The sequence below is a fragment of the Enterococcus sp. AZ095b genome, from assembly GCF_051714725.1.
Classification (GTDB): Bacteria; Bacillota; Bacilli; order Lactobacillales; family Enterococcaceae; genus Enterococcus_B; species Enterococcus_B pernyi.
This window is the reverse complement of record NZ_JBIOSL010000001.1, coordinates 171,050-192,208: the sequence shown is the minus strand read 5'-3', so window position 1 is coordinate 192,208 and position 21,159 is coordinate 171,050. Positions and strand designations below refer to the sequence as shown.

Genomic DNA, 21,159 nt, shown 5'->3' with positions numbered 1-21,159 from the left:
CATTCCTCCTTTTGCACTTTAAATAACTAAGTGTTTTTTAAGAAAATTTAAATTGACCCTTTATGTCTTTTCTTTATCGATTTTAAAAAATAAGCGTACTACTTTTGAAAATATAAAATTATTTTCGTAGTAGTACGCTTATTAAAAAACTTTTATCTTAAAACGATGGAATTACTTCTTGTCCTCTTCGTTCAACATTGCTTTTCTTGAAAGATTCACACGACCTTGTTTGTCGATCTCTGTCACTTTCACCAACACTTCATCGCCTAGTTTCACAACGTCTTCTACATTGTTTACACGTTCATTCGCTAATTGAGAAATATGGACTAAGCCGTCTTTCCCTTTGATCAAGTTGACAAATGCACCGAATTTTTCGATACGAACAACTTTACCAAGGTAGACTTCGCCAACTTTGACTTCTTTTGTCAAATCTTCGATGATCTTGATTGCTTTTTGGATCATTTCTTTATCAGAAGAAGCAATACTTACTTTACCGTCTTGATCGATATCGATCTTCACGCCTGTTTCATCAATGATTCCATTGATCGTATCGCCACCTTTACCGATGACATCTTTGATTTTCGCAGGATCGATTTGGATCATTTCGATTTTCGGTGCATATTGGCTAAGCTCTTCACGTGGTGTAGCAATCGTTGAAGTCAATTCTTCTAAGATTTCCATACGTGCTTGTTTTGCTTGTGCCAATGCTTCTTTTAAGATTTGTTCCGTGATACCTTGGATCTTGATATCCATTTGTAGTGCTGTGATTCCATCTTTTGTTCCGGCAACTTTGAAGTCCATGTCGCCTAAATGGTCTTCTAGACCTTGGATGTCTGTTAAAATCGTGTAGTTTTCACCATCAGATACTAATCCCATAGCAATACCAGCAACAGGTGCTTTGATTGGCACACCTGCGTCCATCAATGCTAAAGTACCTGCACAGATACTTGCTTGAGAAGATGAACCATTCGATTCAAGTACTTCTGCCACTAGACGGATCGTGTAAGGAAACTCTTCTTCTGAAGGAATCACTTGTGCCAATGCACGTTCACCTAATGCACCATGACCGATTTCTCGACGACCTGGTGATCCGGCACGACCAGTTGAACCCACAGAAAATTGTGGGAAGTTATAGTGATGGATGAATCGTTTGCTGACTTCTACACCTAAGCCATCAATGATTTGGTGTTCCCCTAAAGGTGCCAATGTACATGATGATAGTGCTTGTGTTTGTCCACGAGTAAATAATCCAGAACCATGAACACGTGGCAACAAGCCAACTTCTGATGCTAAAGGACGGATCTCATCTAATTTACGACCATCAGGACGGATTTTGTCAATCGTGATCAACTCACGAACGACGTCTTTTTCAAGATCTTCCGTAATTTGTTTCACTTCTTTTAGTAATTGTGCTTCCTCTTCATGACCCGCAAATTTCTCTGCATAAGCTTCGCGAATATCGATTTTCACTTGGTCGATATTATCTTCACGAGCTAATTTTTCTTCTGTCATGACCGCTTCTTTCATCGTGCCATACGATGCATCAAAAATTTCTTTTTTCAAGTCAGCATCGACTTGTAATAAAGAAACTTCCATTTTTTCTTTGCCGACAGCTTGAACGATTTCTTCTTGGAATGCGACTAATTCTTTGATTGCGTCAAATCCAAATAATAATGCGCCCAACATATCTTCTTCTGAAACTTCTTTTGCGCCACTTTCAACCATGTTGATTGCTTGTTTTGTACCAGCTACGCTTAATTCGATATCGGTAGTCTCTGCTTGTTCAACTGTTGGGTTCAAGACATATTCGCCATTGACACGGCCAACTTCAACACCTGCGATCGGTCCATCGAATGGGATATCTGAAATCGATAAAGCTAGTGAAGAACCTAACATTGCTGCCATTGCTGGAGAACAATCTGTTTCTACACTCATCACGATATTTGTGACTTGGACTTCATTACGGAAACCTTCCGCAAACATTGGACGGATCGGACGGTCGATCAAACGAGCAGTCAAGGTTGCTTCCGTACTTGGACGACCTTCACGTTTGATAAATCCTCCTGGGATCTTACCAGCTGCATACATTTTTTCTTCATAATTGATCGTCAATGGAAAGAAATCTGTATCTTTCGCTTCTTTTGAAGCAACTGCCGCACTTAATACGACCGTATCCCCATAACGAACTAATACTGCTCCATTGGCTTGTTTGGCTAATTGGCCAACTTCGATCTCTAAGGGACGTCCGCCCCATGTCGTTTTAAAAACTTGTTTTTCTGACATAAATACTCCTTTTCTTTCTCGTGAACGCTAGACGCTACTAAACAAATGAAAACCGCGAAAGCGACCTTTTGCACCTTTCATTTGGTTAGTAGGAGTCCATCAAGCTGATTCACAGAAATGTTTGATAGTTTAAAGTAAAAAAGTGAGATTCACGCGAACCCCACTTTCTGTTAAAAATTAACGGCGTAAGCCTAGACGTTGGATCAATTCACGGTAACGTTGAACGTCAGTTTTACGTAAGTAAGCTAACAAGTTACGACGATGACCAACTTTTTTCATCAAACCACGGTATGAATGATGATCTTTTTTGTGAACACGTGCATGTTCGTTCAAGTGGTTGATTTCTTCAGTTAATACAGCGATTTGTACTTCTGGAGAACCAGTATCTCCTTCATGACGTGCGTAATCTTTGATGATTTCGTTTTTACGTTCTTTTGAAATTGCCATTTCTTTCACCTCGTTTAATTATTCCCCTGTGACTGAGTAAAACGTTGGTGATTCGTTTAACCAAGTAACAGGACATATGCTTTAAACATACAGCTATACTTTACCTGAATCTTTCTAATAAATCAAGTGTAGAATCCTTAAGAAAATCTAGTTGATTAAACAATCAGGCTACTACTTTTTCAAATTTATGGTAAACTATTAACCGAAAAGAGAGTGTTTGATAAGAAAGGGGTACATATTCCATGATCACAATGGATGATATTATTCGAGAAGGCAATCCAACATTACGTGAAGTAGCGCAAGAAGTCGCTCTTCCACTCAGTGAGGAAGATCTTTTATTAGGAGAAGAAATGTTGGAATTTCTTAAAAATAGCCAAGATCCAATCAAAGCAGAAGAATTAAATTTACGTGGTGGTGTCGGCCTAGCTGCGCCCCAGCTTGATATTTCAAAACGGATCATTGCGGTCCACGTACCAAATCCAGATCCAGAAAGCACAGAACCAACGTTGAGTACGGTCATGTATAACCCAAAAATCTTGAGCCATTCCGTCCAGAATGCTTGCTTAGGCGAAGGTGAAGGCTGTTTATCAGTCGATCGTGAAGTTCCTGGGTATGTTGTGCGCCATGCAAAAATCACGCTTTCGTATTATGACAAAAACGGTGAGAAACAAAAAATCCGTTTAAAAAATTATGAATCCATCGTGGTGCAACATGAAATTGACCATATCAATGGCGTAATGTTCTATGACCATATCAACGACCAAAATCCTTTTGCCTTAAAAGAAGGCGTCTTGGTGATCGAGTAATAATGGAGAATCACAAAAATGAACAGAGAGTGGCAGTTGCATCTGCTTTTCTCTGTTCATTTTTTCTACCGTAGAAAATCATCTTAGCCTTGTTCCATCATTTTTAAGAAATGGAGAAACGGAGACACTTGTTCCTTGTATCGAATACTCTTACATCTTCTTTTAAAGTTAAAAAGCTTAGCGAATCAACGTTCCGACATTTTTTTATGTTGGTATGTTGTTTTCTGGTGCATCCCGAGATTCTTTCCAAATCTAGTTTGCCGAAAATCAGTTAACGATGTAGCCATCCTAACTTTTTCTGAATTGATTTGTTTGGTAGTCTCATTTTCTGCTGGAGTGCTTCTCCCTTTTTCAAATAGATTATTGAACCGAGTCACAATACTACTAAAGCAATGGGTTTTACTTTTAGCTTCCTCTCTAGTGTTCGTGCTTCGATCATTCATCCCCACCACTTTTATTTGATACGATTGACTTTTTCTTTGAATTGATTGATCGGTAGCTTGATCAATTAATCGTTTTATTGGTTTGTGTAGTGGATCTAGCCTCACTTCGCCTCTGATATCAGGTGCTATTCTTCCAAATAGTGTACTTACATTTTTGTACAGCTTCAACTCATCTAAGGATTCTTCTATTACACTTTCCTTGTTTTGTGAAGTTTCTTTTCCAAATAAGCTGCTTTTGAAACTATCTAATTCATTTTTTTGTTCATTTGAACGCATTTTGGCAACTACAACTTGACCTTTTTTTACTACCGTGGTTAATTGGGTAACGACCCTCTTGAAATCTTTAAGGTTATCAGTGACTACTACTTTAGCTTTTTGGGGTTCGATCTGATCTAGCGAAGTGAATGTCCGTTCACATTTCTTGGTCTCTTCGTTTAACGGTAGAAGTACATCGATAGTTGCTTTTTTGGTCACCCCTATATGTAGATCCTCTATAGGAAAGTGTTCATTTTTGATAACTGATTTTGGCACACGATTTGCCCATAATTCCGGATCACGCTCCCATGGTGCAACTGCTCTTTGCCCATTTTCCCAAAAAACAAGTCTACCTTGCAGTTGGTTTCTTTGAAGATACAAGACTCGCAGCGCATGATCGAACACATCATTTCTAAAACCGTCAATTGTTTGATCCATTTGATAGGGAGGCGAATCTAATGGTACCCATAGCTCAACATCTTCTCTTTTTTTTACAGCTTCAATCAGGATCAATTCAGAACGGTGGATCAAGGGATTTTGGCTCCCCGCATCTACAATCTCTTCAAAGACTTGATTAGTATATTCTATTGTTTGTGTATACTCTTGCCTCTCTCCCAATGATTGGATTGGATAAACAGCGTTTGTGTTCAAATCTATGCTATCTCTCATTACTTGAATGATTTCTTCAAGTAGAGGATTGTCCTGTATTGCTCTTTCTAGATCCTTGTAATTAAATGAACATTTTCTTAAGGCGTGAAAAATCATTTCTATGTAAACTTTCGAATCATGGGGGATCTTTTTTTGTCTAGGATCTAAATGATCCAATTTTTCAATTAAGCCTTTTCTATCCTGTTCGTCACCAAAAATCAATACGTGTTTTAACTTTTCGCCATTTTTTTCTATTAGAGAAATCGTTTTCTGCGGGTCGTGAAGCAATCCAGGTTCGCTCAGTATCTGCTCCATCTTTGTTTCTTTTGGTACTTTGCGTTGGTGTAATTCCTCTTGTACTTCCTGTTCTTTCTTTTCTAAGGTAGCTATCATTCGTTGGGTCATTTCCTTAGCTATCGGAACCTGGATAAATGGTAAACGACCATTAATTATGTTGGTTATATACTTTTGTTCATCAAGATATTCTATTAAATCAGCAGAAGAAATCTCTGCAAGCTTACTCGTAGAATGAATGCCTAGTGACTCAATGATATTACTGGATTTTTCTTGGATCAGGTTCTCATCTATAGTTGGAAGTTGTCCAGGATGATTGAATATTGCTGAAATATAAGGATCTTCCTTAAAAAGAAAGTGGATTTGTGGATGCCATCGATGCTTTTTAGTATCAATATTTTCTAAAAATTCACTTTTGAGCTGCCCTTTTTTAAATAAATAATAAAAATATATATAATCAAGCTGCCGATTTAGCTCTGGATTCTTTCCTTTCAAAGCCATCAGAAATCGCTTACGCATTTCCAAAATTGATTCAGCATGTTCTGAATGCCATTTAGGTGTCACTTGCTCACTCGTATCTAAAGAAAAGATATCTTTCCTACAATGAAATAAAATTGTTTTTAGCGCAGCATCAACCTCGTTAACTGAACAATTTCCAGTCTTTTGTCCTTTCATGACGATGATTGGTATACCGATCGATTCGTTTTGGGTTGAAAGAGCTGCTAACCTTTTCAATACAAAATATGGTTTGCGAACTTCATGAAATCGCTCTTTAAGAAACAGTTCACTTAGTTCCGCAATATTTGTCGGAGGAATTTCAAAATAAGAAACCGTTTGATCATCGAAGTACCTCTCTTTATCCACCTTCATCACTACAAAAGAATTATTTTTTTTATAAACGGTCAATCCACATGTATGAGGTGAAACTTGTCCATGCTCTCCTGGATAAAAAGAAGAAGGTATCAACATGAAATCTGTTGAATCATTATTTCTCAATTTTTCAAAAATCATTTGAACTTGTTCTTTTTTCTCAAAATCATAAAAATCTTTGGTCCGTTTTAGCGATTCAATGATATTTTCTTTTTGGCTTTTTTTTATAAAAAATTCGTCTTGATCGTCATGAATCATTTGGATATACGTTGAGAATAGTAATTGATAATCTTTATTTAAACCAAAATGATTGATATTTTCTTGTAGTGATAAAGACAAAGCTAACAAATCCAACTTTTTTCTAAATTCATTCGTTAAGTCAGTTGTTGTTTGATTTAACATCGTTGACCTCCATATAATTATTATTTTTTACTCTTTCGTTTTCAAATACGTATTTTTTTCTCAGTCAGCGCAAACGCTCCTTGACACGTAACGTTTGCTTGCTTTGTGATTGACTGTTCGTCTTTGCATATGTTTTCAATTGTTTAAATTCTTTTTTCTCAGTAAGCATAGACACTTCTGGTTGTGCCAGGCTCTTTGACTTAGGCTGATAGGTCGCCCAAAACTCCGGATCAGACTCCCAAGGTGGAGAAACAAATTTTTTCTTTTCAATAAAAACGACTCGCTGCTTGAACCGCTCCCAGTTTCGATATAGATAGCGTAGTTCACTTCCAGTAATGCCGGGGACTTTTTTTACTACTCTTAAATCACAAAGTTCGTCTAATAGAAAGACTACTGTTACATGTTGAGACAACAAAGTAAGTTCTAGCCCGATTTTACAGCCTTTTTTTATGAAGTGTTGTTTGATCTCTGGACGATCAAATTGGGTATAATCTTTTGAAATGACCTCTTTAAAGATGTTTTTCAATTGAAATTTTTCAATCGTTTGTGTGACATGATAATATGTTTCCCACAATGGTAAATAGCGTTCCTTTTCGGGGAGGTAATCAATCCAATGACTAAAAAATTCTTCTCTACTTTTTTCTGTAGGACAATGTTTTATATATTCAAAAGTACTGTTCATTAAAATATCATTATACTTATCGATATTAACATCATTTGTGTCCTTATATTGGAAATGCTTTAACAAAACTTGATCTTCATATTTAAAGTGGATACGTGCTACCCATAATCCGTAGATTAGAAGATGTCTCTCTGACGAGAAAATAGCCGCTGATTTTCTCAAATCATTTTCCACACAATTTCTCCATAATCTAGCATTTCTTTCCCAAGGAGCTGCGACGATTTGTCCATTCTCCCAAAAGACAATTGTCGCTTTGAGTTTGTCTTTTTCATGATATAAACTGCGTAACGTAAAATCTGTATATCTGTTTTGCTTCCCTTGGATCGTTGCTGCAAAATTCCCACCATAAGAATCTAAAGATATCCAGATGACAAGATCACTTCGATTTTTCGCAACTTCAATCATTAATAATTCTGTGTTTTTTAACAATTGTATTCGTATACTATAAGCCAAAGTATCTTTCATTGAATGATTGGCAAATTGTCCTGTTTCCTTGTATTGTTGATACTCTTCAAGAAACGGCTCCGAGTAGATCCTGTGCAATTGAAACCTTGGGTCCTCCATCATGATGGCTTGAATATCTTCCCAGAGTGGGTATTTGCTGCCTGCTTTTATTTGGTCAATCAACTCTTTGGGTTGAAGAGAGAAATTCTCAAAAGGTTGTTGAATGAGATAGTCGACTAACTCTTCCATATAAACCAATGGGTCATATGGATTTGTTTTTTTCCTGAGTTCTCTATCATTCAACTGTTGTTCCAAAGTGCTTTCAGCTGCTCCAAAGCAAAGAATTGTTTTTTGATTTGTTCCTCGAAGCATTTTTCTCCCTCTTTCAATAAAAGTATTTGTAGCATTTCTGTTCATTATAGTTAAAGTTTTGCCATAGCATAAATCAATTATTTTATAAATAAAGAAAAAATGAGATTGAGATAGAAGTAAAAACACTCCTATCTCAATCTCATAAAGTAAATTATTGATTCCCTTCGAACAAGATGCCTGCTTCTGCCAAGCCTTGTTTGATTTGTTGCAATACTTCCTTATGTGAGTAACGGATCGTATGCAGATGGATCCCATCCGTTAATTCAGACAATAACGAAGCCTGACTTTTCCGATAACGTTTCATAAATGAACGAATATCTTCTGCTGTCTTGATATGAAGCATTCCTGTCAGTTCGCCGTACAAGGGATGCTCAACGATGACGTCTAGTATCTCGCCACCATGAGCAACGATCAACTGTAGTTCTTCCTCTGTTTGTTCTCTCTGATGTTGTACCGCAATTTTACTGATGAACCCATTTTTGTCTTGTTCATCTTCCAAAAGATATCCTCTGGCCGTCGCCACGATCGCTTCTCCTGCCGCTCGTAGCAACGCAATGTCTCCTACAATGATTTGGCGGCTGACACCAAAACGAGTAGCAAACTTACTGGCACTGACAGGTTTCTCTGCATCAACTAGCGTTTCAATAATTTCTTTTCGGCGAGTTTCTCCTTCAATCATTTATCTACTCCATTCGTTTCTTTTGATAGTTTCGTGAGTGCTTCATGATATCTGCATAAGTAACTAAGATCGTCTCACTGTATTCTGGTGTTTTCAACCAACTGGCAACTTTATCCAACACTTGTTGTTCTCTTTTTCCATCGTAAACCGCTTGGTTAGTGGCTCGTTTGACATCACCGATCTTCGTGACGGTAGCCATTCTTTTTTCAAGTAGTTCTACTAATTGGTGATCGATTTGATCAATCGATTGTCTCAACTCTTCCAATGACTCTTCAGGCATTGGTTCATCGATGCGTTTGATGATCCGTGCCGGATTCCCTGCGATCACTACATTATCTGGGAACGATTTGGTCACGACTGCTCCCGCCCCGACCACGACATTGTCTCCTAAAGTCACTCCAGGAGTGATGATCACTCCACCACCTAGCCACACATTATTGCCGATTTCGATTGGTTTAGCAAATTCTAACCCACTATTTCGCTTCACTGGATGTAGTGGATGTGTGGCAGTATAAAGCTGAACATTAGGGGCAAACATGCAGTTATCACCAATTTTGATCGTACTGACATCTAAGAATGTACAATTAAAGTTCGCATAAAAATTCTCACCTACGTAAATATTATAGCCATAATCAAAATTGATCGTTGGTTCCATATAAATCTTCTCGCCGGTAGCACCAAATGTCTCTTTAAGTAATTGACTGCGAAGTTCACTTGTTTCCGCTTGGTTGATGATCTGGCTTTGACTTCGAGCAAATTTTCTATCGGCTGATAATTCTGGATCACCCGCAAAATAAAGTTCACCGGCAATCATTTTTTCTTTTTCTGTTTTAGCTGTCATTTTACACTCTCCTGTACTTTTTTGAACACCTTCGTTCCATCTGTTTGGACAAATCGGTACGCCTCTGATAGATAGACAGGGGTCTGATTGATGACTAATAGCTTCGCTTGTGGTGAGCGAAACTGGATCAAATCACAAAAAGGATGGACTTGGAAACTTGTCCCTACAATCACAATCAAGTCGGCCTGACTGACAGCAAAAGCTGCTTGCTCTAATACTTCATCCTGGAACCCTTCTCCATATAACACAATATCTGGGCGGATCTGGCCACCACACAGTTGATGCTTGTCACTGGTCAGATAATCTTGCCAGTCAACAGGTTGATGGCAGTTTCGACAATAACAATGATACAGATTCCCATGAAAATTAACTAGTTTTTTACTTCCAGCTTTTTCATGTAACCCATCGATATTTTGCGAAACGACCCATACCTCTTTTTCTTTAGCCAACTCTACGATTTCTCGATGGATGATATTCGGGCGTGCTTCGGGATGATAAAGATGTTTGAGAAACGAATAAAATTTTTGTGGTTCTTCATCCATCGCTTGATGACTCAACAAATATTCTGGACGATCCATCCCTTGGTAAACACCTGTTAGTGAACGATAATCGGGTATTCCAGAAGGTGTGGACACACCTGCCCCTGTTAGAAAGGTCAGTTTTTGACTTTCAATTATCGCTGTCGCTGCTTCTTCAATTGTTTGTTCCAACATTTATCACTCACCTCTCTTCTATTATAATCGAAATAAAATGAAACATACCCTCAATCGAATGAAAATTCAGAGATTTTTTTTGAGAAAATACTCACAAACATCACTGACAAAACAATGAAAACGTGCTACAATACCAATGATCTGTATATTTTGAGTATGAAATGAGGTGAATCAATATGGTTGCATTCTTAATTTATTGGGGCGTTATTTTAGCATGTATCGCTTGGTTAGCATTAAGTATTTATTTCTCTATCTTCTATCTAGTACGTAAAGAAAATGGAAATCTATGGGCGTTTGCCTTTTTCAATGTATTGGCAGCAATTGTTCTAGCAATTACATTAGTTGTTTATCGCACATGGGGCTGGGGGATCACACAATACTCTAGTTTGATCTATCTCGTTTTAGCTATTTATGGGGTAACAGTTATTTTACAAGCCATTCTTGGTCGTGAACCTAAGAAAGCTACAGCTTAAAATACTTTTAGATAAAAAAGGAAACAGACTGCGTGATTTTGCAGTCTGTTTTTCGTTATTTTACTATCATTTAAGCGTTGCATAAAATGTATAATTATTCTTTTTTTGAAAACATTCTCTTTTCCTTTTTTCATGAAAGAAATTAAATAAACAGGATATTTCTTTATTTATCAACTTTTTTCTGCAAAAATGTAGTTTCTCATTGACAAAGTGGCTACTCTATCGTAGACTATTTTTTGTATAAATAACTGAATACGAGATGCCTCAATCAATGAGGTAGAGGTCGCGAGAATCATTAAACCTGTGGAGTGAAGCAAACATGTGGAAGCAGGGCTAGGGAGGATCGCCGAAATGTACTTTTTTTTGCTTAAAAAGTATGTTGGGACGTAAGTTAACAGCTTACGGACTGTCTTAGCAGTGATGCTAAGTTGCGCTATGTTTTGTGAGAGGTTTATCACTCTGTGAAATTTAGCGGCCCTTTTGTACCTACAAAGCGGTCGTTTTTTATTTCTCCTTGATAAGCAACTGCAATGCATGTATTCGACCACTCGTGTCAAGGCGCTTTGGTTATCAGCCAAAGAAGCTGAGCGAACGTTGGTCTTATCAGTATATGCCTGAAGGACCACGTACGTGAACAAACAAAAAGGAGAAGACAGATGAAAAAAAATTCAGTTACACTCACTCTAATTTTTACGTTTATTCTATCGATCTTTAGCTTGACCACTTTGGCTCATGCAGATGATAAAACACCGAGCGATCAATTTCGTGTCGGAATGGAAGCTGGTTATGCGCCCTTTAACTGGTCTCAACAAACAGATGCAAACAATGCCTATCCAATTCAAGGACAAAACAGCTTTGCTGGCGGATATGATGTACAAATTGCCAAAAAGGTAGCTGAAGGTTTAGGAAAAGAACTAGTCATTGTCCAAACGAAATGGGACGGTTTACCGCCTGCCCTTCAATCTGGAAAGATCGATGCAATCATTGCCGGCATGAGTCCGACGGCAGAACGCCAAAAAGAAATCGACTTTACTGATCCATACTATGAATCAGAACTTGTGATTGTCGTACAAAAAGATGGTAAGTTTGCGAATGCGACTAGCTTAGAAGATCTTTCTGGCGCAAAAATCACTGCACAATTGAATACATTCCACTATAACGTGATCGATCAGATCCCAGGAGTGGACAAGCAACAAGCAATGGATAACTTTTCAGCCATGCGAACAGCACTAGCTTCTGGCATGATTGACGGTTATGTTAGTGAACGTCCAGAAGGGGTAACCGCCACAAGCGTCAACCCAGCCTTGAAAATGCTCGAACTAGATGAAGCAAATGGCTTTCAAACAAATCCCGAAGATGTCCAGATTGCTGTAGGGATGCGTAAAGGTGATCCTGATCTTCAACAAGTCAACCAAATATTAAGCGGTATTTCTCATGATGATCGTATTGCTATCATGGACCAAGCCATTGAAGACCAACCTGCGTCAACGGATGGAGATGCAGAAGAAACTGGCTTGCTCCATGATTTCAAGACGATTTGGGATCAATATGGCAACATGTTCTTACGTGGAGCTGGTTTGACACTATTTATCGCATTGATCGGTACAGTTGTAGGAACAACATTAGGTTTATTGATTGGCGTCTTTCGCTCAATTCCAGAATCTGATAATAAAGTGACACGCTTCTTCCAAAAAGTAGCTAATTTCTTATTATCTGTTTATATCGAAGTCTTCCGTGGTACACCAATGATGGTTCAAGCCATGGTCATCTTCTATGGATTGGCTCTAGCCTTTGGTATTTCTCTGGATCGCACGATTGCTGCGTTGTTCATCGTTTCGATCAACACTGGTGCGTATATGACTGAGATTGTACGTGGTGGGATTTTTGCAGTAGATGGCGGACAATTTGAAGCAGCCCAAGCAATCGGCATGACCCACAGTCAAACGATGCGCAAAGTAGTGATTCCGCAAGTATTGAGAAATATTTTGCCGGCTACTGGAAATGAGTTTGTCATCAATATCAAAGACACCGCCGTATTAAGTGTCATTGGTGTAGCAGATCTATTCTTCCAAGGAAACTCTGCCTCTGGTGCCAACTTCCAATTCTTCCAAACATTCACGATCGTTGGGATCATCTACTTGATCATGACCTTCACGATCACAAGAATCCTACGTGTGATTGAGAAGAAAATCGACGGACCTACTGCGTATACAAAAATTGAAGAAGTCAACAACGCGAACCTACAGGAATAAGGAGGCAGTCCTATGAGTGAGAATATCATCGAAATCAATCATTTAAGTAAAAAATTCGGCGACAATGAAGTGCTGAAAGATATTAGCATGACCGTCAATAAAGGGGAAGTCGTGACCATCATCGGTTCCTCTGGTTCAGGTAAATCAACATTCTTACGTTGTATCAATTTACTAGAAAAACCATCAGGCGGCGAGATCATTTACAACAACGAAAACGTCTTAGCACCAAAATATAATTTACCAAAGTATCGGACAAATGTCGGTATGGTTTTCCAATCTTTCAATCTTTTCAATAATATGAATGTTTTAGAAAATTGTATTTCTGGACAAACCACTGTCTTAAAAAGAGAGAAAGAGCATGCCCGTAAAGTGGCAATCGAAAACTTAGAAAAAGTCGGTATGAGACAATACATCGAAGCTCGTCCTTCTCAACTATCCGGTGGTCAAAAACAACGGGTCGCTATCGCTCGTGCTCTATCAATGAACCCTGATGTGATGCTCTTCGATGAGCCAACTTCTGCCCTTGATCCTGAAATGGTCGGTGAAGTATTGAATACGATCAAAGATCTAGCCCATACTGGACTGACAATGATCATCGTAACCCATGAAATGGAATTTGCGAAAGAGGTATCTGACCGAGTGATCTTCATGGATAAAGGTGTGATCGCGGAAGAAGGAAGTCCTGAAGATATCTTCGTTCATCCAAAAGAAACACGTACGAAAGAGTTCTTGTCACGCATTTTGAATAACTAATAAAGTATCAAATCACCCTTAGTATTCAAACTACCGCAACTTGATTGAGCAAGGTCATCCTACTCAAAAAGTTGCGGTTCTTCTTTTTATTTATTGTTTTTGTTCCGATCGCTTTATCGGTTGAACTTTTGCGCAACCTCACGTAACATGTGGTTGTGAGAAACCTCTTCAAATTAAGAAGATTCAGATATTGGAGTGATCTTTTGACTAACATTTTTTCGAGGCAGTGAAAACACGCTACTTATTCCTCTCACAGGGTTAGCGGTCGTTTCGTCAATGTGTAGCATCATTCTAGAGAATTCGATAATTTTCAGAAAATTGTTGCAATTCATCACATAATTTGTTACTTTTAACAAAATACAAAAAAGTAAAGGAGTTTTCTATGTCAAAAAAATTATCATTCAAAGAAAATCTATTCATCGGTTCCATGCTATTTGGCCTATTTTTTGGAGCTGGTAATCTTATATTTCCTGTCCATATGGGGCAAGAAGCTGGTGCGGATATCTTCTGGGCAAATCTTGGCTTTTTAGTTACAGGGATCGGTTTACCATTCTTAGGTGTCATTGCGATCGGTGTTTCAAAGACCTCTGGTGTCTACGAATTAGCACAACGAATCAATAAAACTTATGCACTTATTTTTACTGTCTTACTTTATTTAGTCATTGGTCCATTTTTTGCCTTACCACGTTTGGCAACTACTTCTTTTGAAATTGGCTTAGCACCTTTTATTCCAGCAGAAAATCAAACATTATTTTTAGCTATTTTTAGTTTCTTATTCTTTTTAGCTGCTTGGTGGTTATCCAAACGTCCAACTAAAATCTTGGATTATGTTGGTAAATTTTTGAATCCCGCATTTTTAGTATTACTAGGTATCTTGTTATTACTTGCTTTTATCAACCCACTTGGCTCAGTGTCGGATGCGCCTGTCCAACCTCACTACCAAAACCAAGCATTCTTCACTGGTTTTACACAAGGATACAACACGTTGGATGCGTTAGCTGCCTTAGCTTTTGGGATCATTATCGTCACGACGATTCGTGGCATGGGTGTCACAAAGCCTTCTGATATTGCAAGAGATACGATCAAATCAGGCGCGATCAGCATCGTTTTGATGGGGATCATCTATACCCTACTTTCTTATGCAGGAACAATGAGTCTAGGAACATTCCCAATGAGTGCGAATGGTGGTATCGCCTTGGCACAAATTGCTGATCACTATTTAGGAACTTACGGGAGTATCCTATTAGCCTTTATCGTGATTCTTGCTTGTTTAAAAACAGGTATCGGACTGATTACTGCATTCGCAGAAACATTCACTGAATTGTTTCCTAAAAGAAGCTATCTATTCTTTGTAACCGGAACAAGTTTATTAGCATGTTTAGTTGCAAACGTGGGCTTAACGAATATTATTCAGATCTCTTTACCGGTCTTGATGTTTATTTATCCATTGGCAATGACCTTGATCTTACTTGTATTGTTTGGCCCATTATTTAAACAACGTACTTCTGTTTATCGAATGACCACATATTTCACATTACTCGCTTCCATCGTGGATGGACTGAATGCTTGTCCTGATTCAATTAAGCAAACAAGTTTCGTCAAAGGAATTTTAACATTCGCTGATTCCTATCTCCCATTCTTCTCATTAGGAATGGGCTGGATCACACCAGCATTGATTGGCTTTATCATCGGATTACTCTGGAGTTTCTTTAAAAATGAAAAAAAGTCTGACTTGATGGTTAGCTAACAAAAAAAGAGATGTTTAACTTTTTGTATAAAAAAATTAACAACTTTGGTAAACTTTCGTCACAAAATATTCACAACTCACCTTTAATATATAAGTATACCAACAAACAACCCTAACAACACTTTTTCATTTTTAACTCCTTTCCTGCTAGCTCCCCGGCTAGCAGGTCCTTTTTTTTTATTCATACCGATCCAACAAATCAAGTTCTTTGAGAATCTTTAGATTCTCTCTTTAGTAAGAAAAACATATAAAAAAGCTATGAAAAAGCAATCTACTTTTTCATAGCTTTTATTCTTATTTAGATAATCGCTCTTGGTCTCCCGTAGGCGAAAGACTAGTGATTTTTTCGATTTGTTCAATTGGGACGATTCGGATTTGTTGCTCTTGGTTTTGCAAGCGAATCATCACTCGGTCATGCTCAACTGTTTTCGTTGCCACCCAACCGGAAAAGGTTTCGTACTTATTGCTTAGTGGATTCTCGCGCACTTGTAGAATCACTAAACTATTCTGAGCTGCAGCTTTCTGGAGTTCGAGAATGAACTCCCCTTGTAACCGTACATTCTCAGCTTTTTCTTCTGTGTCATTCACAAATGAATCAAAAAGTTGAAACGAAGTATTAGTCACTAACTTTGTCAGTTTCTTCATTGGTGATACTGTTTCTTCATCCATTGAATGTACCCCTCCCCTAGCTAAGAATATGTTACTTAATTACTCCTATTTTATCCAATTTTTCTTAAAAAAACAAGAATATAGTTTATTTTATACCAACTTTTACCTAAAACCGTCAAACAACACATGTGTTATTTTAAGTCGTTTTCCATCCATAATTCAAGCCATTTTTCTAAGCCTTCATTGATCAATCGATAGGTTTCTTCAAAGTTATTCGTGTAATATGGATCAGGTACATTTTGTGCTTTTTTGCCAATGACTGGACTCAAAAATAGTTGGATTTTCTCTTGCGCTTCAATCGGCGCAAGTTGCTTTAAGTCAGCCACATTTGACTGATCCATACCGATGATCCAATCAAATTTTTGGAAGTCTTCTTGACGTATTTGGCGAGCAATCATTTCTTGCGTATCAACATGTTCTTTTGCCAAGATCGCTTGTGTACCTGGATGAGGGGCACTACCTACCTCATAGGTACTTGTTGCAGCCGAATCAATGACGAAGGAATCCAACAGATCCTGTTCTGCTACTTTCTTTTTTAATAACCCTTCTGCCATAGGTGAACGACAAATGTTTCCTAAACAAACAAATAATACTTTCGTCATAGCATTCTCTCCTTTTGTATTCCTATTTTTGGAATCAATGAAAAAAGGTCATTCGTCTTTTATTTCCTGTTCTTCTTCCAATGCGTACAACCGATACGAATACAATTCAGTATCTTTGGCTAAACGAAAGAACTGCATTGCAACTTCTAAGGGTGTTTCTGTATAACCTTGTGTGATCCAATTGACTAAGACTCCACTACAGCCATAGGAGAAAAAACGAGCATAAAATAATTTATCTTTGGAAGTTAGTTGTTTTTCTTCATCCATTTGCTCAAATATTTTAATAAATGAGGGTTGGATCAACGCAGAAAATTGCTTTTGCAGAATCTCCTGTTCTGAACTAACGGTACTTGAATAGAACTGTTTATTTTCGGCAATGGCTTTTAACATCAGCAATGCTTGCTCTTCCCAATTGTCGAGAGAAAGCGATTCTGTTTTTAGGTAATGCAATGAATCTTCATAGTACACCCAACGCAATAAATCATACTTATCGGTGAAATGATAATAAAATGTTTGTCGGTTGATGCCTGCTTCGTGTGCGATCTGTTGCACACTGATTTTGCGAAAAGGCTGTGTTTCGCAAAGCGACACCAAGATTTTTTTGATCATTTGTTTCGTATGTGAAGCGTCTCCCACAATGATCCCTCCCATCTCTTCAATCATTATTCTACTATTTGCTCTTTCAATAGAAAAGAGTGATCACACTTGGTAGTCATAGCCAAAGTGTTCATACGCATAGGCGGTAGCGATCCGCCCACGAGGAGTCCGTTTCAAAAAGCCTTTTTGGATCAAAAAAGGTTCATACATATCTTCGACTGTTTCTCGCTCTTCTCCAATATTAACGGATAAAGTGCTTAGACCTACTGGACCCCCACCATACAGCTCGATCATCGTACGTAGCAATTTCTGATCGACATAATCCAATCCCGCTTGATCGACCTGTAAGAGTGTCAATGCGCGGTCAGCAATCAACTGATCGATCTTGCCATCTCCTTGTACTTGGGCAAAATCACGCACTCGTTTTAACAAGCGATTAGCGATCCGCGGGGTCCCACGGGAACGTCGTGCGATTTCTAAAGCCCCTTCGGTGATGATCTCCGTTTGAAAAATATCGGCAGATCGTAAAACGATTTCTCTTAAATCTTCTTCTTCATAGTATTCCATGTGAGCAATGATTCCAAAACGGTCACGTAAAGGTGCAGACAGCATCCCTGCTCGAGTGGTTGCACCGATCAACGTGAAAGGTGGTAACGGAAAATGAACGGGGTGAGCGGTCGGCCCTTGCCCTACCATGATATCTACATAGAAATCTTCCATCGCCGAATAAAGCATTTCTTCTGCCACGCGAGGTAAGCGATGGATCTCATCAATAAACAAGACATCCCCTGCTTCTAGTTCATTCAAAATTGCCACCAGATCTCCTGGTCGCTCAATGGCTGGTCCACTTGTCGTACGGATATTGACTTGCATCTCGTTTGCGATGACCATAGCCATCGTTGTTTTCCCCAATCCCGGAGGACCGTATAACAAGACGTGGTCTAGCGGTTCTTCACGATTACATGCCGCTTCGATGTAGATACTCAATTCTTGTTTTACTTTATGTTGACCGATATATTGCGCAAGCAATTGAGGGCGCAAAGATTTTTCTAAACTTAATTCATTCTCACCAGGTTCTGGTGAAAGAAGATGTTCATCTGTCATCAAGCGTCCTCCTTACTTTTTCATCATCAATTTCAATGCTTGCCTTAAATACTCATCCGTTGTTTGATTGTCGATTTCTTTAAGTTGTTTCTCTACACGTTTGATTTCACGCTCACTGTAACCAAGAGCAGATAGAGCTTCCATTGCCTCTGATAAGGCACTTGCATCTTGAACCGTTGCTTCATCAAATAAAGAAAATGGCATATCGATACTCAACTCGCCAAACTTGCCTTTTAGATCCAAGATCATTTGTTGTGCTGTTTTTTTACCTACACCTGGGAACTTCGTCAAGTAAGTGACATCGCCAGTTTCCACCGCTTGGATCAAGCCAGAATGATCGTCACTCGCCATGATCGCTAATGCACTTTTCGGTCCGATCCCTGAAACACTGACTAATCGTAAAAACAATTGTTTCTCTTCGAGTGAATCAAAACCGTATAGTAAATGTGCATCTTCACGGATGACTTGATGGACATAGATTTTTACTTCTTTATCTAACTTACTACTATAGCGATAAGGGTTACCTAACGCAATTTGATAGCCCACCCCTTGCGTTTCTACAACGATATAATACGGACTGATAAAAGTCACCATGCCTCTTAGATATTCATACATTGAAATTTCCTCTTTCTTTCGCACACATACGTTCCCATATTTCTATCCATTGTAGCATACTTTGCGATTTAAAAAAAGTGTTCCCAAAAACAGAACTACGAGCTTAGGTCTTTGATAAAGACCCAAACTCGTAGCATATTTTCTCTGTGTATTAGCGATTGATAGACGCTTGACCAATCATTTCTTCATGTTGGACTTGGCCTGATTTACTTAATGAGAAATCAGCCACTTTGTCCGTATTCGTTAGAACAACTAAGACATCTGTTTGTTTACCTGCTTGTTCAACGGCACTGAGATCCATCTCTGCTAGTTGTGTCGTTGGCGAGACCTGATCGCCTTCTTTCACAAGAACATTGAACGGTGCACCCTTTAATTCGACAGTATCAAGTCCCATGTGAACAAGAACTTCCACACCGGTTTCACTTAGAATACCGATGGCATGTTTTGTTTCAAATACACTAGTTACTTTACCATTTACTGGCGAATAGATTTTTTGATTGTCCGGAACGATCGCATAGCCCTCACCCATCATTTTTTGTGAGAAAACTGGATCATTCACTTCTGTAATTGCTTTGATTTTTCCGTCTGCAACGGCGAATAACTCTTCATTGGCAGTGGCTACAGCAGTTGTTCCTGCGGCTTCAAAGTTTTGTGTAGGAATAGATACGCCTTCTGCAGTTTGTAATACACTTACTTCTTCTGGATTAACTGGATCTAATTTGTTCAAGATCCCTTTACGTCTAAATACTACAGTTAAACCAAATGGTACGATGATTGCGATGATCATTGCAATCGTGAATGGTAACCACGTTTGTGCTTGGATTGCTAAGATTCCTGGCAAACCACCGACACCGATCGCATTTGCTCGAACATCCATCAAGTTCGCAAACATTCCTGCTACACCAGAACCGATCATTGCAGCTACAAATGGATACACATATTTCAAGTTGATCCCAAACATTGCGGGTTCCGTTACCCCTAGATAACAAGAAATCATCGCTGGGATAGAAACTTGTTCTTCTTTTTTATTGCCACGATGCAAGAAGATGATTGCAAGTACAGCAGATCCTTGCGCAATATTTGACAATGCGATCATTGGCCATAAATTGGTTGAACCAAAGTCAGCAATCAACTGCATATCGATGGCATTTGTCATATGGTGTAATCCTGTAATAACTAGTGGTGCATATAAGAAACCAAATAACGCACTGAATAACCAGCTGATCGATGAAGTCAAGCCAGTATTCACGATTGATGAGATCCAGTTACCAATTGCCCAACCGACTGGACCTAACACTACATTAGCCGCGATAACAGTTGGTAATAGTGAAAACAGTGGGACAAAAATCATTGAGATCGATTGTGGGATATACTTACGGAAGAAAATCTCTAAATAGGCAAGTAAGAACCCGGCAAGCATCGCTGGAATGACTTGCGCTTGGTAACCAATCATTTGTACTTGTGCAAAGCCAAAGTCCCAAAATGGGATATCTGCAGCGGCAGTTGAAGCGACACTATAGGCATTTAATAATTGCGGTGAAACCAAAGTAATCCCTAAAACAATTCCTAAAATCTGTGTCGTTCCCATTTTCTTTGCAATACTCCAAGTAATCCCTACAGGTAGGAAATGGAAAATCGCTTCCCCAGGTAGCCATAAGAATGAATTCACACCATTCCAGAATGTTGAACTTTCTGCAATCGTTCCACCTAAACTCTCGAACTGAATGCCTTCCAACACGTTACGGAACCCTAAAATCAATCCCCCAACAATGATTGCTGGAATCAATGGTGTGAAGATTTCAGCTAGAACTGCAATTGCTCGTTGCAACGGATTAAGATTCTGTTTTGCAGCAGCTTTACTTTGTTCTTTTGAAACGCCTTCAACTCCTGATACCGCAACAAAGTCGTTATAAAATGTTGAGACATCATTTCCGATGATCACTTGGAATTGACCGGCATTGGTAAACATTCCTTTTACACTGTCGATGTCTTCGATCTCAGCTTCATTTGCTTTTGCAGGGTCATTTAAAACAAAGCGCATACGTGTCGCACAATGGCTGACCGCAGCAATATTTTCTTTCCCGCCGACTCCCTTTAACAGCTTCTCGGCATCTGCTTGATATTTCCCCATAACATAAACCCCTTTCATTTGACTTGTTTATACAAGT

The 21,159-nt window shown here is 38.7% G+C and carries 18 protein-coding genes and 1 riboswitch; of the genes, 5 read left to right on the top strand and 13 right to left on the bottom strand.

Annotation, left to right across the window (positions count from 1 at the left end; all coding sequences use genetic code 11):
• Positions 1-171: 171 nt before the first annotated feature.
• Positions 172-2,283 (bottom strand): polyribonucleotide nucleotidyltransferase, encoded by a 2,112-nt coding sequence (gene pnp / locus IGJ99_RS00930; RefSeq protein WP_019724328.1) that lies wholly within the window; start codon positions 2,281-2,283, stop codon positions 172-174.
• Positions 2,284-2,460: 177 nt separating this feature from the next.
• On the bottom strand, positions 2,461-2,730 hold the full coding sequence (gene rpsO / locus IGJ99_RS00925) for a 30S ribosomal protein S15 (protein WP_010734375.1): 270 nt from the start codon (positions 2,728-2,730) through the stop codon (positions 2,461-2,463).
• A gap of 242 nt (positions 2,731-2,972) precedes the next feature.
• Between rpsO and def the strand changes: the two genes are divergently transcribed.
• Complete coding sequence (gene def / locus IGJ99_RS00920) at positions 2,973-3,536, top strand: peptide deformylase (protein ID WP_153829968.1); 564 nt, start codon at positions 2,973-2,975, stop codon at positions 3,534-3,536.
• 185 nt (positions 3,537-3,721) lie between these two features.
• Here def and IGJ99_RS00915 read toward each other — a convergent pair whose 3' ends face one another.
• The 5 genes from IGJ99_RS00915 to IGJ99_RS00895 form a co-directional block, all read right to left on the bottom strand.
• Positions 3,722-6,448: a hypothetical protein gene (locus tag IGJ99_RS00915; RefSeq protein WP_438770450.1), complete on the bottom strand. Its 2,727-nt coding sequence runs from the start codon at positions 6,446-6,448 to the stop codon at positions 3,722-3,724.
• A 64-nt stretch (positions 6,449-6,512) separates the two neighbouring features.
• On the bottom strand, positions 6,513-7,946 hold the full coding sequence (locus IGJ99_RS00910; protein WP_438770449.1) for a hypothetical protein: 1,434 nt from the start codon (positions 7,944-7,946) through the stop codon (positions 6,513-6,515).
• 151 nt (positions 7,947-8,097) lie between these two features.
• On the bottom strand, positions 8,098-8,625 hold the full coding sequence (locus IGJ99_RS00905) for a transcription repressor NadR (RefSeq protein WP_010734380.1): 528 nt from the start codon (positions 8,623-8,625) through the stop codon (positions 8,098-8,100).
• A gap of 4 nt (positions 8,626-8,629) precedes the next feature.
• Positions 8,630-9,466: a chorismate mutase gene (locus tag IGJ99_RS00900; protein ID WP_438770447.1), complete on the bottom strand. Its 837-nt coding sequence runs from the start codon at positions 9,464-9,466 to the stop codon at positions 8,630-8,632.
• Positions 9,463-10,179 (bottom strand): NAD-dependent protein deacylase, encoded by a 717-nt coding sequence (locus IGJ99_RS00895; protein ID WP_023518937.1) that lies wholly within the window; start codon positions 10,177-10,179, stop codon positions 9,463-9,465. The genes IGJ99_RS00900 and IGJ99_RS00895 overlap by 4 nt, the downstream gene beginning before the upstream one ends.
• A gap of 176 nt (positions 10,180-10,355) precedes the next feature.
• Here IGJ99_RS00895 and IGJ99_RS00890 point away from each other — a divergent pair, with 176 nt between their 5' ends.
• The 4 genes from IGJ99_RS00890 (at position 10,356) to brnQ (ending at position 15,404) form a co-directional block, all read left to right on the top strand.
• The gene (locus IGJ99_RS00890) at positions 10,356-10,652 is read left to right on the top strand and encodes a hypothetical protein (RefSeq protein ID WP_010734383.1); all 297 of its coding nucleotides are present in this window, start codon (positions 10,356-10,358) and stop codon (positions 10,650-10,652) included.
• 269 nt (positions 10,653-10,921) lie between these two features.
• A riboswitch (Lysine riboswitch) is annotated at positions 10,922-11,096 on the top strand.
• A 212-nt stretch (positions 11,097-11,308) separates the two neighbouring features.
• Positions 11,309-12,904: an ABC transporter permease subunit gene (locus IGJ99_RS00885; RefSeq protein WP_010734384.1), complete on the top strand. Its 1,596-nt coding sequence runs from the start codon at positions 11,309-11,311 to the stop codon at positions 12,902-12,904.
• Positions 12,905-12,916: 12 nt separating this feature from the next.
• On the top strand, positions 12,917-13,657 hold the full coding sequence (locus tag IGJ99_RS00880; protein WP_010734385.1) for an amino acid ABC transporter ATP-binding protein: 741 nt from the start codon (positions 12,917-12,919) through the stop codon (positions 13,655-13,657).
• Between the two features lie 382 nt (positions 13,658-14,039).
• Positions 14,040-15,404, top strand: coding sequence for a branched-chain amino acid transport system II carrier protein (gene brnQ, locus IGJ99_RS00875; protein WP_077151254.1), 1,365 nt, complete (start codon positions 14,040-14,042; stop codon positions 15,402-15,404).
• A gap of 294 nt (positions 15,405-15,698) precedes the next feature.
• On the opposite strand, the gene IGJ99_RS00870 is transcribed toward brnQ, so the two are convergent.
• The 6 genes from IGJ99_RS00870 to treP all read right to left on the bottom strand — a co-directional run bounded on the left by IGJ99_RS00870 (position 15,699) and on the right by treP (position 21,122).
• Positions 15,699-16,073 (bottom strand): hypothetical protein, encoded by a 375-nt coding sequence (locus IGJ99_RS00870; protein ID WP_019724219.1) that lies wholly within the window; start codon positions 16,071-16,073, stop codon positions 15,699-15,701.
• Positions 16,074-16,204: 131 nt separating this feature from the next.
• A complete protein-coding gene (locus IGJ99_RS00865; RefSeq protein WP_010734388.1) occupies positions 16,205-16,675 on the bottom strand; it encodes a low molecular weight protein-tyrosine-phosphatase in 471 nt (156 codons plus the stop codon).
• 48 nt (positions 16,676-16,723) lie between these two features.
• Positions 16,724-17,338, bottom strand: coding sequence for a TetR/AcrR family transcriptional regulator (locus tag IGJ99_RS00860; RefSeq protein ID WP_409173703.1), 615 nt, complete (start codon positions 17,336-17,338; stop codon positions 16,724-16,726).
• 36 nt (positions 17,339-17,374) lie between these two features.
• Entirely contained in the window at positions 17,375-18,376 is a 1,002-nt protein-coding gene (ruvB, locus tag IGJ99_RS00855; protein WP_023518933.1) for a Holliday junction branch migration DNA helicase RuvB, read from the bottom strand.
• A gap of 12 nt (positions 18,377-18,388) precedes the next feature.
• Entirely contained in the window at positions 18,389-18,991 is a 603-nt protein-coding gene (gene ruvA / locus IGJ99_RS00850) for a Holliday junction branch migration protein RuvA (RefSeq protein ID WP_010734391.1), read from the bottom strand.
• A gap of 151 nt (positions 18,992-19,142) precedes the next feature.
• Positions 19,143-21,122: a PTS system trehalose-specific EIIBC component gene (treP, locus tag IGJ99_RS00845; RefSeq protein WP_023518932.1), complete on the bottom strand. Its 1,980-nt coding sequence runs from the start codon at positions 21,120-21,122 to the stop codon at positions 19,143-19,145.
• Positions 21,123-21,159 lie beyond the last annotated feature (37 nt).